Source organism: Streptomyces lacrimifluminis (assembly GCF_014646095.1).
GTDB classification, from domain to species: Bacteria; Actinomycetota; Actinomycetes; order Streptomycetales; family Streptomycetaceae; genus Streptomyces; species Streptomyces lacrimifluminis.
The window spans coordinates 411,655-427,918 of the sequence record NZ_BMMU01000003.1; the positions used below are offsets into that span (position 1 = coordinate 411,655).

The following is a 16,264-nucleotide window of genomic DNA, read 5'->3' on the forward strand; positions in this document are numbered from 1 at the left end:
CTACACGTCCAGTGAGACGACGGGCCCATGGGGCGGACCGAGGACGAGACTGTTCCCGGTCGCGTCCAACAGCACCAGCCGAACGTCCAGTTCGTACGCGGTGAAGGCCGCCAGCGCCTCGATGAAGGCGGCTCCCGCCGCGTCGGCGTCCCAGCGCGCGAGCAACAGGCGGAACTGCGCGGTTCGTGTCAGACCCGCCTCCCGCACGGAGAACTGATCCTCCTGGAGGGCCGACCGAGAGGAGTCGGCGAGCGTCAACGGTATGCCCAGGGCACGCAGTTGAGCGCCGCTGACCTTCTCGTCCTGCGCCAGCAGCGGAGCCGTGCCGGGGATCCGGTCCGCCGCGTCCGGAACGTCTCCCGTCAGCCGGCCGTCCAGCCAGGCCGCCAGCGCCTCGGCAGTGGCCCCACCCGGCCCGCCGCTCAACAACTCGGGGACATCCCGGTCCAGCGCGGCGACGAGCGTGCGCGTGAACCTGCCCGCGTCCATGTCGAGGGTGGCCCGGTCGAACTCCGGAGTCTCCAGGTCCTCCCCCTTTGCGCCGCTCCCCGATTCCCCCCCGTCGGAGAATGCCCGGTCCAAGGCCGACGTCCCGCCGACAGACCCGCGAACAGGTCCGCTCGGAAGCGGCCTCGTGACGGATTCCTTCCAGTCCATGCCCCGCGACCCCGGCGTCCCGGTCATGACGACGACCAACCTGCCCAGCGCGGAATCGAGGAGCAGCTGAGTCCGTCGCCCGCCCACGAACGCGGATCTGGCCGCGCCACGCCGATCGGCGATGCTGTTGGTCAACTCGGTCGACCAGCCTTCATGGGACCCGATGAGGACGACAGGGGAGGTCAGTCGCGCTTTGTCCAGCTCCGGATCGAGACCGATCAGCACACCGACCTCTTCGGGCGGCACCTCCTTGACGGTGGCGCGCGGCAGGTACAGGTCGGTCTGCGCGTACCGGCTGTCGGCCAGCACGAAGTAGGGGGCGGTGTACGTGTACGGTCCCCCCGTCTTGGCCGGGTCGGTCGGCGTCCACAAGGAGCGTCTGGGCCGACCGCCGCCGATCGAGCCGTCGGGCGACTCCAGATACCTGTCCGTGAGGATCTCGTGCTCGCCGACCGTCTGTGTGCTCCAGTTGCGGCCCTGTGCGGCCCCGGTGGCACGCGATCTGATCAGCGTCGGCTCGCTCAGCGCGCCCTGGCGGACGAGGTGGTACGCGCCGAGATGGGTCTCGTCGCGCGGGTCGAGCCCGATGCCGGCCGCGCCGACCGCCAGCCAGAGCAGCTCCGACCCCTTCGTCAGGTCCACCGGTGGCCTCGGGGGGCCGGCCGGGTCCAGATGAAGGGCCACCACCTCCAGGTCCTTCAGTGCGTCGGCCGACCACGCTTCGAGCGCTTCGATCGCCTTCACCGTCCCCCAGAACAACCGTGAGTGGTCCGGGTCCGGCAGCGGCTGGAGATCCGTACCTGTGAGGACCTCCTCGGCCAGTCTGTCGAGGTCCTCGTCCTGGAGCAGGCCGATCGCCCGTCCCACCGAGAACAGGGGGCCGAAATCAGCCAGCGGCATCGGGCTGCCGTCCCGCTTCGTCGCCCCGTCGGCCTCCGCCGCGAACAGCATCACCCGGATGTCGTCGGACGTGACAGGAACCTCCGGCGGCTTCCCGGCGCCCCTCTGTTCGAGGTAACCGCGGGTGACCCGGTCCAGCAGATGCAGGTTGAACGGACCTCCGAGCCTCGACAGCTCCGGAGAAGCCTGACGCATCCGCTCCAGCGCCCCGATCCCGCGCAGCAGGCTGCGGTACTCGCCCGAGGGGTCGTCCTTGTCCTCCTCGATCTGCGCACCGAGCGTCCAGCGCAGCGCACGGACCAGCACGAAGGTGGTCTCCCGCACCGGGTCCGGGGCCGCGTCATCGCCGGTGTGCAGTCCGGCCCAGCGCGCCGGTTCGTCGAGCTCCGCGCCTTCCGGGTCCGGCAACAGCTCCCGCCAGGTTCCCTTCACACCCCGCGTGGTGGCGTAGACCGCCTCCCGGTATGTCCCGTCCGCCATGGCCTGCAAGGCGCTCAGGCGACTGGGGGCGAAGACCGGCTGCCCCAGCACGTTGGCGGCGCCTTGCGCCATGGAAAGCGTACGAAGCGGATCAAAAACGAGGAGGGAGGCGCCATGATGCGGGGAGACGTCGTCGTCCGCCAGCGCGTCGGCCCAGCAGAACGGGAGGACAACCGCGGGCTTCCGGCCGGTCTTCCGTGCCTCCCTGCGGAGATTCCGGAAACTCGGACGCCGCTCGATGAACCCGCCCAGTTCGCCGCCACGCGTGACCAGCCGCCGTCCGTCGACATGCTCCAGGCCGGCACGCAGCGGACGGCCGTGGCCCACGAAGTGGTAGACGAGCCGGCCGAGCCACGGCACCGGTTCGGTGTCGCCGATCTGGGTGCGGGTGACGGGGTCGAGATGGGCGATGGTCCGCATCTCCCCGAGCCGCCGGTAGGCCCGCTCCACGCCGATCAGGTCGGTGTCCGTCATGGAGACACGGCCGATCGGCCGGTTCTCGTGGACGAGGGTGAGCGTCGCGATCTCCCGGTCCGGGAAGGACTGGCCATCGACCGTGGACACGACGCCGTCCGGCTCGTCGTCGGGACCGGCCGGAGCGAAGTCCTCCGGCAGGCTGAGGACCCAGCCGCCGAGCCGGCGACGGCCGCCGTCGACCACGGACGTGACGGCCTCGCCGTCCTGGTCGACGACCCGTGGCGGGCGGTGGTCGGCGATCCCGATGAGGAACCTGTGCCCGGCCGGGTCGCCGTCGGGCAGGATTCCGGCGTCACCGGTGTGCGTCCAGACCCCCCTGCCGGTCCTGAACGCGGCCCCCCGAGGCAGATCCAGAGTCTGGTCACCGGCGTACGGCGCCACCAGCAGAACGGGCACCTCGGTGCCGAGCGCGGCCAGCTCCGGGTCCATCGCCAGCAGTTCGGCGAACTCCTCCAACCCGATCGACAGTTCGGTGCCGTTCGGCCACGGCACCTTCACCTGCTCATGGTCTCCGTCGGCCACCAGCACATACGGCTCCGGCTGCCCCGGCCGGTGCCAGGGCGACGGCTCCGGGTCTCGCGCGTCCTGTCCGTCAGGCTTCTCGACGTAGGTCTCCGTCACCACGTCCACGACCGGCCGGCGCGTCAGGTTGCGGCCCCGTACCCGGCCGTCGGGCCCGACGATACGACTCGCCGGGTCCAGCACCCCGTTCCTCATCAGGTGGTACGCGCCCAGCGGCGCCAGACTCCCCGCGTGCCCGGCCCGCATCGCGTCCGCCGTCAGCGCGTACAGCTCGCGCAGCGTGGCCTCGTCCACGACGGCGTCGTCGTCCAGATGCAGGATCCGGCGGGCCGGCGCCTTCGTGTCGACGGAGCCGCTCAGCAGGTGCAGCCGTCGGACGGCCGCGGCGTAGGGCGGCAGCCCGACGTCGACCGTCGCCTGTTGCCTCCCGGTCCGCCCCGGGGTACCGCTGTCCCGGCCGCGGCTGTCCACGACGATCCCGAAACCGCCGAGCAGGTCCTCCGCGTCGAGGCGCTCCAGCGCTTTTCGGAGATGGTCGCGGAAGACGTCCTCGACGGCCCGGGCCCGCTCCCGCCCCGTGCTCCGGGCACTCTCCGCCCTCCGCCACCCCACACTGCCGTTGCCGAACCCGGTGATCCGCACCGTGACAGCCTGCTCCGGCGCCTGAATCCCCGCCCGCGAACTCAGATACCCCGCCCACGCCACCTGACGGGCCAGCTCCGCCAACCGCTCCTCGCCCGCCTCATCCGGCGTCCTGGCCTCCGGGGCGAAGCGGATCACCGTCGAGGCGGACGGCAGCGGGGCCCTCGTGGGGTCGGCGTACGGCTCGGACTCGGACCCGTCGGTCTCGTGGTCGCCGTCCGGCGGGACCGAGGCGGCGGGACCGAGGCTGTCCGGCCCTGCGGAGGGCGCGGCGCCGAAGGGCGGCTCCGATGCCGTCGAGGGCTGCCGCCCGGTGGCGGTGGCGGCGGGGACAGAGGCGGATGACGCCATGGCCAGGCTCATCGCGTCGAGCGCCTGCCCGGCTTCCTCCCAGGTCTGCGTCAGAAGGACTGTGGCGTCCGCGACATCCGCGGTGTTCGTTCTGTCCGTGTTGTCGACGATGCTGACCGGGTCAGGTGTCTCGCGGGAGTACGTGGCCGGGCTCTGTGAGACCGGGCCGGAACCGCGGGTGAACCGGGGCAGCACGTCCGCGGGAAGGGTGGACTGCCACAAGTCGGCCGGTGGCCGCGCCGGCCGGCCGGGCAGCAGGTGCCGCACCGTGCCGATCACGGTGTTCCCGCCCACCGGGAGGAGCGTCGAGAAACCGTTGTAGGTCCAGCTCTTCCGGCCCGTCGCCCACGTCACAGCGGCCCGCAAGCCGTCGGCCGGCGTGCCCGAGCCGGTGATGACGACGCCCGTCGCCAGGTCCTCCCTGCGGAACAGGGGGTCGTGGGACGCCAGTACGGCGATCTCCTCGTCGGGCACGGTCCGCACGACTCCGTCGCCGAAGTTCCCGGCCACATGACCGGGCCTCGGCGAGCCGGACAGATTCAGGACGAGCGGTGCCGGATCACCGGGCCGGGTGAACGGCCCGGCATAACCGCCGGTGTCCTGGAGGCTGCCGCCATGGGACGTGTCGGTATAACCCTGGACGACGCCGGGGTTCAGGTTCAGTGGCCGCAGGTCTCCGACATAGCTCCTGCCCACCGTCCCGGAGCCGTCGGCCCCGGAGACGAGCGTCCTGGGGCCGTAGGCGCCCAGCGTCTGCAGATGGAACGCGGCCAGTTCGGTGAGGTCGCGGAAGTCACGCCCCGCGGCGGCGGCCTTGATGGCCAACAGGGTCAGATCGTCCCAGTCGTCCCGGGTGGGCCGGTGGCCGTCCGGCAGGTGCAGGGCCCGCTTCGCGGCGGAGTCGAGGTCGACACCACCGCCCACCCACTCGGCGACCTTGACGACCGCCCAGAACATGTCGGAGCGCTCGTCCTCACCCACCGCCGGGCCGGTGGCAGGCAGACGCAGGATCCCCGCCGCGTACGCGTTGAGCTCGTCCTGCCCGTAGGCGTCGTGCAACCGTTGCGCCGTCTCGCGAAGATGGCCGAGGCGGGGGTGGTCGGTGAGCCGGGGCACACCGTCCGGGTGGGTCACCTCCTCAGCCGCCCAGGCCAGTACGGCCCGGTAGTCCGCCGTGTCCAGCGGGCCGTTGCCGGGGACCGACACCGAATCGTCGTCGCCGTCCTCGGACCCGTCGGACGTCGCATCGTCATCGGCGTCCTCGGCGTCCTCGGCGGCCAGCCGTTCCTGCTCCGCGCGGGCCGCGCGCTCGAGCAGGTTCAGATGAAGGGGACCGAAGGAGGCCAGCAGCGGATCGTCCCGCCGCATCCGCTCCAGCGCGCCCATGCCCTCCAGCAGGTTCCTGTAGCCGTTCTCGTGGCCGACGGCCTGGCCGAAGACCTGCCGCAGCGCGTATATCAGCCGCCGCGTGGTCGCGCGCACCTCCTCGGTGGCCGGGCCGTCCCCGCTGTGCAGGCCGGCGATACGCGCCGGCTCGTCCAGTTCGTCCCCGAGCGGCTCCGGCTCCAGGTCCACCCAGAACTCGGGCCCGCCGCCCCGGCCGTAGATGTCGGTCACGGCGAGAAAGGCGTACCGCGTCTCGTCGCCGCGGGTCAGTCGCTCGATCGCCACACCGCGCTTACGGGCGCGGACCCTCACCCGGAGCCGGTTGGCGTGATGCTGACCCAGCGGGCGTACGCCGGGCCGCAGCACGTCCGCGACGAACGGGAGCGGGGAGCCGTCGTTCACGTCGGTGGGCGCGCTGGGCGAAGCGCTCCAGCAGACGATGTCATCGAGCCAGGCGTCCTCCTTGCTGCGCTCCAGCAGGTCCTGCAGGCTCGGCCGGCGTTTGAGCCACTCGGCATGCTCCTCGCCTGTCAGGGCCTCTTCGTCACCGGCCGTCAGGGCGACCGAAGTGGAACCTGGCCAGCCGTGCCCGGCATAGTGGTAGCCCGCGCCGGCGGGGCCTGTCGCGGGGAGGCGGAACTCGGACCCGAGCTGCAACGTCGCCGGGTTGTACTCCACGTACGTCGTGATCTCACCGAGGTGGCGCAGTCCGTCCTCCCTCGCCGCCAGTTTGCCCGGCGACACCGAGGTGCGGCCGACCGGCCCGCCCCGGTCGTCGGTGAGGGGATGGCTGGTGATCCGGCGGTCCTGTTCCGACACGGTGTCGACGGGACGGAGCGCCGGTCGGGGGCGGCTGAGGATCCAGAACCCGTGGGCGCGCGGGCCATCCGGGCCCTGCGCCTTGGCGAGGGCGATGGTGTGCGCGAAGGACGTGTCCGGCGCGGCCACGTCCAGGGCGCCACTGGTCGAGTAGACGTCCCGCCGGAGGCGGTGGGCCGCACGGCGCGGCAGGTCCGCGTAGCCGCCGCCTGCCCGGTCGACGACCAGCAGACTCGGGACGTCCTGCGGGGTACCGGCCAGGACCGGGTCGAGAGCCATCAGTTCGGCGAAGACCGCGGCGGGCACGGGGTGGGCACGGCCGACGCGGTCCCGCACCAGAACGTGGTCCTGGTCACCGGAGGCGATGAGGACGTGCGGCCGATGCCTACGGGTCCGGGAGACCCAGGGCGCGGGGCCCATGGGGCGTGCTCCCCTGCTGCCGTCCGGGTTGAGGTCCTGGACGCCGACCTGGGTCAGGTCCAGCTCCGAGATCTGCTCCTGACTCCAGTTCCAGCCGTACGCCGCACCGTCCGCAGCGGTGAGGGCGAACCTGTCGTCGAAGACGCCCAGGTTCCTGAGGTGGACAGCCGCCACCGTGTCCAGGCCGGCCGCCTCTGCGGCAGCCGGGTCGGTCGCCGCGGCGAAGAGCGCGGCGTACGCGTCGGCGTCCACGGCAGAGTCGGGGGACAGGCCCAGTACCCGGCGTGCCACCGCCGCCAGGTCGAACGCGCCCGGATCCGGCCCCGGGGCCGGATCCGCCGAGCGGAGCGCGTCCAGCCGCTGGGCGGCTCGGTACAGGGTCTGGTGGTCGGACGGGGGCAGCGCGTCCACGTCGTGGGCGAGCGCCAGTTGGGCGCGGACGGGGTCGCCGCCGGGGGGAGGCGCCGGAGCCACGTCGGCCGCCGTATCCGTGGCGGGGGCCTCCGGAGCCGCGTCGGCCGCCCTTTCCCCGACCCGGGCTCCCCCGTAAGGGGCGATCGCACCCCCGTGGGTCATCAACGCGTCGGACTCGGACTCGGACCCTGTGTCGCCTCCGGCCTGCGTCCGCTCGAAGAATTCGGAAAGGCCGATCCCCGATCCCGCCGCGGCCGACGCACGCTCCAGCAACAGATCCAACGCCACCGGATAGGGAACCCGCACCCCCTGCGCGGCGGAGAACTCGTCGACGAGCGTGCTCAGCCGACGCTGTGTCAGCGGCGATCCGTCCCCGTCCGTGCCACGCATCGCTTCCAGCGCCGCGAATCCGTTCAGCCGGCCCAGATAGGCGTCCTGATCTTCACCGACCCGCGCCCCGTACGTGTTGCGCAGGGCACGCACCCACCGCAACGCCCGGTCCGCGAACCGCGAGCTTCCGGTCACCCCCGGCTCTTCCAGTCGGCCCGCCAGTTCCTCGTAGTCCTCGTCCCCCGGCTCGGGCAGGAACTCCGTCCAGGAGACATCCGGATCGTCGATGTCGTCGGTGACCAGCTGGAACCGCGCCGGGAGCCCTTCCCCGGCGTCCATGAACATCAGTTCCGCATCGCTGGCCCACACCGTCCGGCCCAGGGAGTTGGAAAGAGTCTGGCCACCGTGTGGTACGTCCAGCGGGTCGCCGAGGGGATCGCTCGCGACCACGCACGCGTCCGCGACCACCGGCACCTCCGGCGGCAGGGTCGCCATGCTTCCGCGTCGCCCGAAAAAGCCGCCGATCTGGTCGAACTCGAACTCGGAGGTGAATCCGTCCGTCATCTCCAGCAGGCCGTGGGCTTCCTCGCCCTCCTCCGGGTCCGCCTGCCGCCCGTGGAAACCCATGATGTAGGCGTCGCCGGACCATGGCAGGCGCTGCGGGCCGCTCTCCCGCACGATCTCGACGGCTTCCGTGTCCGGTTGAACCGCGATCTCCACATGGGTGAAATGCGTGGCGTCGGACAGCTGCCGGTGACGCTCCTCATACAAGCCGCTCGTCAGATTGGGGGGATATGAGGCACGGCCGGTCACCCGCTGCCCGTCGCTGCTGACATAGGTGACCGTGTGCACGGCGGTGTCCGGGAACAAGATGCCGTCCCGCGACCTCAGCACGCCTTCCGGCGCGTCCTGACGGTAGCCGGGATCGCTGGGTATCCAAGCCCCCACCCGGGAAAGTTCCTCCTGGAAATCGACCAGGGTCGGATGGACGTTCCCCCTTTCGTCCGGTTCCAGGCTCACTTCGCCGTCGGTGGACCAGACCCGCACACCCAGCACGTCGGCGACGGTCCGCGGCCCGTCCAGACCCTGTGCCCCCGCACCCGTGACCAGCAACAGCACCGGAGCCGACGCGGGCCGGCCCGGGGCGTGCCGGAGCAGTTGGCCGATCTCCTCCCAGTCCTCCACGCGCAGGCGGGTGCCGTCCGGCAGACGGGCCATCAGATGGTCCGTGCCGCCGTCGACCACCAGCGCATAGGGAGTGTCCCCCCGCCACGGCGCGTCGGTTTCGGCCAGCGTCCCACCGTTCGGCGACGCCACCCGGACCCGGTCCAGGTTCAGCCTGCGCGGGACACCGGTCCAGTTCAGGCCCTCGGCCGAGCCATCGTCGACGCCCGACTGCGCCGCCGGACCCAGGGCACCTCGACGGTCGAGATCGAACGCGCCGAGCGCCGCCAGGCTTTCCGCCCTGCCGGCCCTCCTCGCCCTGTCCACCACGCTGAGCAGTTCGGCCGCCTGTGCTCGTTCCACCGGGCCTGAGCCGCCCAGATGAAGCACGTGCCGGGCCAGCCGGTCCAGAGCCACACCGCCGTCGGCGGCGAGGTCGGCGCCGCCCAGGTTCTCCAGGACACCCACGGCTTCGACCAGCCCCGTGAACCGCGGATGCGCCTCCACGCCGGCACCGAACACGAGAAGTACGACGTCCGCCCATCGCGCCGTGTCACCGGCCGCCGTCCGCGCACCGCCGGGAGGCATCGGTGTGGAGGACGGGGCGCCGCCCGCTCCCCGGGGTCGCAGTCCGAGGCCGGCCCGGAGCCGGCCGGCGACGTCCACGGCCGTGGGGGCGTCCAGGCCCTGTACGGCGAGATGCTCGGCGACCTCGCGCACCGCGTCCCGGAACCCACTCCCGGCATGGCGTGAGTCCGCGACCACGGGGTGCAGTTCCAGCGGCAGGACGAGGGCCATGGCGTGCCGCCACACCTCCGGCAGATCCGTCGTCGACGGGACGCCGGACGCCCGGGACGAGGCCTCCTCGAAGTCCTCGTACGCCGTCCGCCAGGTGCGGCGGGCGGCCCGTGCCGCGACGGCGTCCAGCGCCTCGGGCCAGGGGCCGGGCCGGGTCATCAACAGCCGTACCTGGTCCAGTGGTTCGAGCCGGCTGTCACGTACGGCGATCTCGCCGGTCAGGGCGGCCTCCACAGCCGGTCCCTCGCGCAGCGTGATACCCGCCGCGCTCAGCTCGACCAGGGTGACCGTGTCGTCGGGGCGGAGCAGCGGCGGGTCGTCCGACAGGTCCTCGGCCGTGACCAGATCTGCGGCCAGCCGCCGTTGGGCGGGGGTGTGGCTGATACGCGGGACCAGTGCCGCGACGGCCGCGTCCGCGGCGGCGTCCGCGCCGAGGCTCCGCAGCCTCGCCACCGCTTCGTCGAGCCGCCGCAACGCCCGGGCTCCCGCTTCCCGGGCACCTCGGAGCGTCATGCGGTCGTCGTTGCCGCCCACACCTGACTCCAGGCGCCCCTCGACGAGTGACACCGTCCGGTGGGCCCCGTGGTAGGCGGTGAGGGCGTTCGAGTGGTCCTCGACGGCCTCCGCGATCTCGGCTTCGCGCTCGGCCTCCGCCGAGTATCTGCCCTTGCCCTTGCCGCCGACGCCGTCGCCCGTCCTGGGGGCGGCCATGTCGTCCTCGGTCACGTCGACCGGCTCGGCGTCGCTGCCGTCGTAGTGGTTGTTGCCCGAGTAGTAGACCTCGATGCGCCGGGCCGCCGACTCCGGTCCCAGGAGGGGAAGCGGATCGGGGTCCCGCATGACGCGCGGTACGAAGACATCCACCCTGAGGCCGAAGGCGTGCGCCAGCAGCGGTACGAGGATCTCGCCCTCCGGCGTGTTCCAGCGGTCGGCCCAGTTCTCGACGGTCTCCCGCAGTACGGCGTACTCCTCGGGCTGGAGCGGGGCGTCGCTGCCGACGTAGGCGTCCTTGAGGAGCGTCAGCAGTTCGGCCTCCCCGAGCGAGTTCACCGGGGGCAACAGACCGTTCGTCTTCAGGTAGGTGAAGAGATCCCGGCCCTCGGCGGTCCGCGCGATCGTCCGGACGTCCTCCGCCGTGGTACCGGGTTCGGGGTGCGCGAGGCGGGCCGCGAGGTAGTGAGTACGCACAGCGGCTTCGCCGAGTGCCTCCAGGGTGACGCTGTCGACCCCGTGGTGGGCGAGCTGGGCGAGCAGCCGGCCGCTGCCCATGCCGCCGAACCGGCTCGCCGCCCGGCGCTCCTGATGTCCCCGGAACTGCCTGCGGGTGAGGCTGTCGAGCCCGTCGCCGGACTGCTCCGCGCGCGCGAGGTACTCCAGTACGTGGGAGCGCATGGCACGGGTGACGACGGGCGCCAGGTCGCTGTCGTGGGACTTTCGCGTACGGCGACGCAGGTCCGCGTGGACCGTCCTCGGGTCCCCGAGCCAGGCGTGGGCGGCGGGGTGGTCGGCCGCCAGGGCGGGGAGGCTGTCGCGGATGTGCCCGGGGGCGCTCGCGATGAACGAGGAGAGGACGCACTCGCCGTCGAGCGGCGCCTCCACCAGCCGCCCCCGCGGGGTACGCGGTTCGGGGGCGACGGTGGGCGCACTGAGGCCTGCGCCCGAGCCCGTGCCTGCCCCTGTGCCCGTGTCGGCTCCGGAGAGGTTCCCGGGCGAATCGGCGGGACCCCGACCGGTGTCGTCGACGCCCTTGCCCGACACGTCGACGCCCTTTGCCGGGGCGTCCGGGTCCGCCGGAGGAACCGGCACGTCCGCATCGGCCGGGTCGGCCAGGCCGGCCGTATCAGCCGGATCGACCAGGTCCGCCGGATCGACCGGGCCCGCCGGATCAGCCGGATCAGCCGGATCAGCCGGGTCCAGCGGATCAGCCGGGTCCGCGGAGTCAACCGGGTCCGCCGGAAGAACAGGAGCGTCCGGGCCCGCCGAACCGGCCAGGTCGGCCGTATCAGCCGGATCGACCGGGTCCGCCGGGAGTGCCAGCTGGTATCGACCGTCGGACAGGCTGAGCACCACATGCGGGGGCGGCGGGCCCGCTGTGACGTCCAACCGCGACGCGAGGATCCCGGTGTTGCCTTCGGCATCGGGTGCCGGGCCGAAGGCCTGGAAGGTCCCGCCCTCGCCGACCACCGTCAGGCGGATGCCGAACGCCCTGGCGGCGAGTGCCGCCCACAGGTCGGCCGACGAGTTGTTCCACCCGGCCTCCTCGCCCGCCCCACCGAGGCGCGTGAGCTGCGCGACCGCCAGGAGTCTCCGTACGCCCTCGGTCAGTTCCACGGCCGGGGAGATCGTCCCCAGCGCGTCGAACTCCTTGGCCGCCGGGGTGCCCTTCCCGAGGTCGAGGCCCGCGTCGGCGAGTTCGGAGCGCTCGAAGGTGTCCGCCTCGTCCACCGTGACGAAGGGGGCCAGTCCGCTCTCGCTCGGGTCGGTCAGCCGTGCCGCCAGCGCCCCGCGCATCCGCACGGCCAGCAGGTGGCGCCGTACCGCCTCCTCGCGTGACTCCCCGGCCACGTCGATGCCCTGCTCCGCGAGCAGCGCCTGCTCCAACTCCTCGGGCAGGTCGATGTTCTGCCCCGTGAGCAGATCGCCCCGGCCGGCCTCCAGCAGGCCCTTGGCCAGCGCGTAGAAGAACGAGTTCCCGTCCGTGGGCATGCTGTGCAGGGTGTACCCCTGTGGGGCGGCACCCGGGTCGAGGGCCGGCGCGACGAGGCGGGCCCTCGCGCCCTTGCCCGTCCGCGTATAGCGGGGCGGGTCCGCCTTCGCGGGGGTCGGCGCGGGCTCCGGCACGTGCGTCACCGGCGGGGGCTCGGTACGGCCCGCGAGCGTCAGCCTGCCCTCGTCGGTGGCGTTCAGCCGGTGCCAGCGGGTGAGCTGGTCGGCGTCTGTCCGTACCCGGTGGTACTCCTGCGCGGCCCGCTCCGCCGTGCCCCTGAGCCGGTCCAGCTCGTCGCTTCGGCCCGCCAGGGCGTCGTGCGCGGCGTCCCGGGCGTCGAGGGCGTCGTCGAGCCGCCGCTGGGCGGCGTCGGCGGACAGTTGCAGTCTGCCGCGCAGGTCGGCGGCCTCGGCCTGAAGGGTGCGGGTGTCCTCGAGCCGCTCACGGGCCGCCATACGCAGGGTCACCGCGGCCCGCACCACCTCGGCCAGGCGGGCCCGGGCGGCGTCCTGTTCGTCCCGCAGGAGTTGCGCCCAGCCGTCGTGCGCGGGTTCGGCGTCGCCCGTGTCGAGAGCGTCGAGGACGGCCCGCGCGGTGGCCACGGTGTTCCGCGCGAAGTCCTGGTCCCGGGTGGAGTCGTCCTGCGCCCCTCGCACGGCCCTGTCCGCGGTGTCGACGGCGTCGACGGCGGGGCCGAGCGCGAGTGCGGCGTCCCGGACGGCCTCGGTCTCCGTGACCACGGCGCGCTGCGCGGCACGGAGCGCATCGTGCAACTGGAAGGCCGTACGCCGCTTCTTCCAGTAGGCCCGGTCCGCCTCGACCCATGCCTTGCTCGCGCTCGCGACCGCGTCCCACGCCTTGCCGACGACCTCCGGGAAGTTCGCGTCGGTGATCAGCATCAGCTCGCGGGCGATGTCCTCCCGGATCCAGGCGATGACGTACGCCTCGGACTCCATCGCCTGCGGGCCCGACCTGGCCCTGCTGCCGAAGACCCCGCCCCGGATCCTGTTCGCCGCCCTGGAGTCCGCGATGCTCCGGTGAACGTCGCCGGTGCTGAGCCAGGTGGCGGGAACCGCGAACAGGAACGTCCTCCCGGTCTTCGGCTTGACGTTGCGCGACGTCAGGTGGTCGTCGCCCACCGGCATCCCGTCACCGTCCAGGTCGTTGGGGCCGGGGACGAAGAGGCCCACCTGGTTGAGGCCGGCGCTGTTGGGCGAGTCGTACAGGAACCCGCCGCCGAGGTTTCCGGCCTGGGTGTGCTCACCCGCCGACGACGTGGCCGCGTTCTCCCCGTACCGCCTGAGCACCTCCAGCTTCTTGCCGTCGGCGACCGTCAGCAGCAGTGCGCGGCTGAAGTCGGGCGTGGAGCGCAGGGTGAGCTCTCCGGTGTCGCTGCCGAGGAAGTCCTTCTCGGCCAGCCCTGCCATCTGGTAGCCCCCGGGCTCCGTGGTGCGGGGGTAGAAGGACGTCACCGCCATGTTGCTGGTGCCGTCCTCCAGCGCCTGCGCGGAGCCGGTGCCGAGCCGGGTGAGGCCGGTCGTCCTGGTCTTGCGCAGAAGCCTGGTCAGGGCGGCGGCGTCGGGGCCGCCCTCGGCCTCCAGGGCCTGCAGGGAGAAGCCCGCGTCGTACGCCCTGGTGAGGAGGAGTTCGTTCGCGGCGCGGATGTTCTCCAGGCCGATGATCCCCCGGGGGTGGATGCCGTTCTCGGGGAAGACGAACGGCCGCTCGACGCCGTCGCCGTACCGGACCGTCAGTTCCTGCCCCTCCGTCAAAAGCGGAACCGGAACCGGCCGGGGCGTCCCGGCCGGCGAGGTCCGCGGGTCCGGCGCGGGCAGGAGCGGGCCGCCGGCCGACGGCCCGGAACCGGACGGCACCGGCTCCATCAGGCTGAGCGGCACGTTCTCGCGCAGCTTCCCGACGTCGCCCTCCTCGACGATCTGCCGCCCGCCCCGGAAGTGGTCGAGAGCCGAGATTGTCTGCTCCGGCACCTCCCGGTCGGCCGCGTTGCCCGTGTTGGGGGTGTCGTCCGCCTCCAGGATGATCCGCATGCGGTAGGGGGTGTCGATCTCCGCGTGCGGTTCGGTGGAGGCCGCCCGGTAGATCGTGACGGTGGTGGTCGAGTGACTGGACGCGACCACCTGCCGGTGGGCACCGCCTTCGCCGTACGTGGGCCCGGCGCCCGCGACGAGCGAGTTGCCGGTGTACACCAGCTGACTGGTGACGACCCCCATCTCGGCCCCGGCCGAGAACTCCGAGTTCTTCTGCTCGGTCTCGATGGCCCGCCGGTTCTCCTCCAGCTCCACGCTGTGGTCGAGCCCCTGGAACTCGGGAGTCCCGGGGATCAGTTCGACCCGGGCCCGGACCCACCGGCTGCCGATCCGCACACCGTCCCAGCCCCAGCGTCCGACGGTGACCATGCTCGACGGGCCGGTGGTCGTCATCTCCCCCCGCAGGGCCCGCGTGGCGCGGCCCGTCACCAACTGTCTGATCTTCTCCCGGCTCGCGTCGTCGAGACCCAGCTTGCGGACCTGCTCCTCGAACCCGAGCAGCACGTCGGTCGGGTCCAGCGCGTTCACCGCGTACGTGCCGAAGGCGGCGCCGCGCAGCCACGGCTGCGGCGACCAGACCTGCTGGGTGTAGAGCGGGATGTCGCCCAGTCCGTCGTCGAGCAGCCCCATCCGGTGCGCGCTCTTCTCCGGCAAATGCCCCAACAGGCCGCCGGGGACGGTGAGTTCCGTACCGGCCGCACCGGCGAGCAGCCGCGGTACGAGTGAACTGGCCGCCGCGGCCGTCCCGGATCGGTCCATCCCCAGCCGGCTGGTCCGCATCGCGAACCAGTGGTCCACGTCACCGGCCACCAGTACCTGGTGGGTGAACCCCTTGCGGTTCATGTCCGCGACGACGGTCCGCACCACGTTGAGGCTCCGCGTGGTGGACCGCGAGATGGGGTTGACGACGAGTCCGAAGCCGCTCATGAGGCCGTGGCCTGGGTTCTGGGCGCTGGAATAGATCAGTTGGCCGCCGAAGACGAGGGTGGTGCTCCTGCTGACCTTGCCGCCCGCCTGCCGGGTGCCACCGAGCGTCATCTCGGTGTCCATGGCCATCGAAGGGGTGAGCGGACGCAGACCCTGCACCGCCGTCGCGTACCGGTAGGTGCCCCACAGCTCGTGGGCGGGCCCCTTGCCCAGGACACCGCTGCCCGTGAGGCCCAGGGGCCCGGAACTCTGGTCGAAGCTCGCCACCAGGTACTGGGGCGTGAAGGTGCGGACGACCGACTCCCGGGTGGGGGCGCCTGCCTTCACCAACTGCCAGGCGCTGCCCGACGCCTCGGCCATGACCCCGCCCACGGCCGTGATCAGCTCGGGCGGCAGCACCATGGTCACGATCACGAACGGGTGCTGCATGAACTCCCTGAACTGGTCCGTCCCGCGCCCGGCGAGCCGCCCGGCCTCCTGTCCGTCGCTGCCCGCGGGCAGGAGGAGGCCGCCCCTCGCCAGTGCGAGGGCCCGCTCGGTGGTCATGGGGACGGGCGTGGGCACGTCCGCCAGATACGGGTTGGGCGTCCCGTCCGCGTACGGGTCCGCGGCGGGAGTGTGCTGTTCGGGGATGCTGATCAGCACCTGCCCGGTCACCGGGCCGCCGCCCTGCAGAAGCCCCGTGGACGTCCGGCCGAAGAGGATGTTGGTGGGCTCGTCCAGCACCAGCAGTCCGGGCAGTCCGAGGCCGAGACCCCGGATCAGGCCGCGGGGCCGCCAGTAGCCGTCCATGGACGCGGTGAGTCCCAGGTCGAAGCGGTACAGGTGGGTGGGCTGGTTGCTCACCGACATCGGCTCGTTGGTGACCGTCGAGCCGTGGGCGATCTCCGACTCCCACTGCCAGCCCCCGCGCGCGCCCGTCGCCAGCCCGAGGATGTTCTCGGGCAGCCCCACGCTGTCCGCGTTGTGGTCCCGGCCCGAGAAGGTGCCCTCCCAGCCCAGTTCCGCGCCGCGTTTCGCGCTCGTCTGACCGTCCAGGCGATCGATGCCCTGGGCGCTGAAGCGCATGCCCTCGCTGATGTCCTTGCCCTCGTACCGCCGTCCGGTCAGCTTGCCGCGCACCCGCAGGGTGTAGTACGTCTGCCCGACGGTGCCGGGGTCGGTGAGCGTGATCGGCAGGCCGATCGTGGTCAGCGGATCCAGGTTGGAGAAGACGTTCTGC

1 protein-coding gene (cut by a window edge) is annotated in these 16,264 nt (G+C 72.4%); it reads right to left on the reverse strand.

The features are described from left to right. Positions 1 to 16,264 carry the 3' portion of a lonely Cys domain-containing protein gene (locus IEY89_RS07280; protein WP_189146430.1) on the reverse strand. The gene runs 15,587 nt beyond the window's last position, so the window shows 16,264 of its 31,851 coding nt (coding positions 15,588-31,851); its start codon lies off the right edge, out of view; it ends in the stop codon at positions 1 to 3.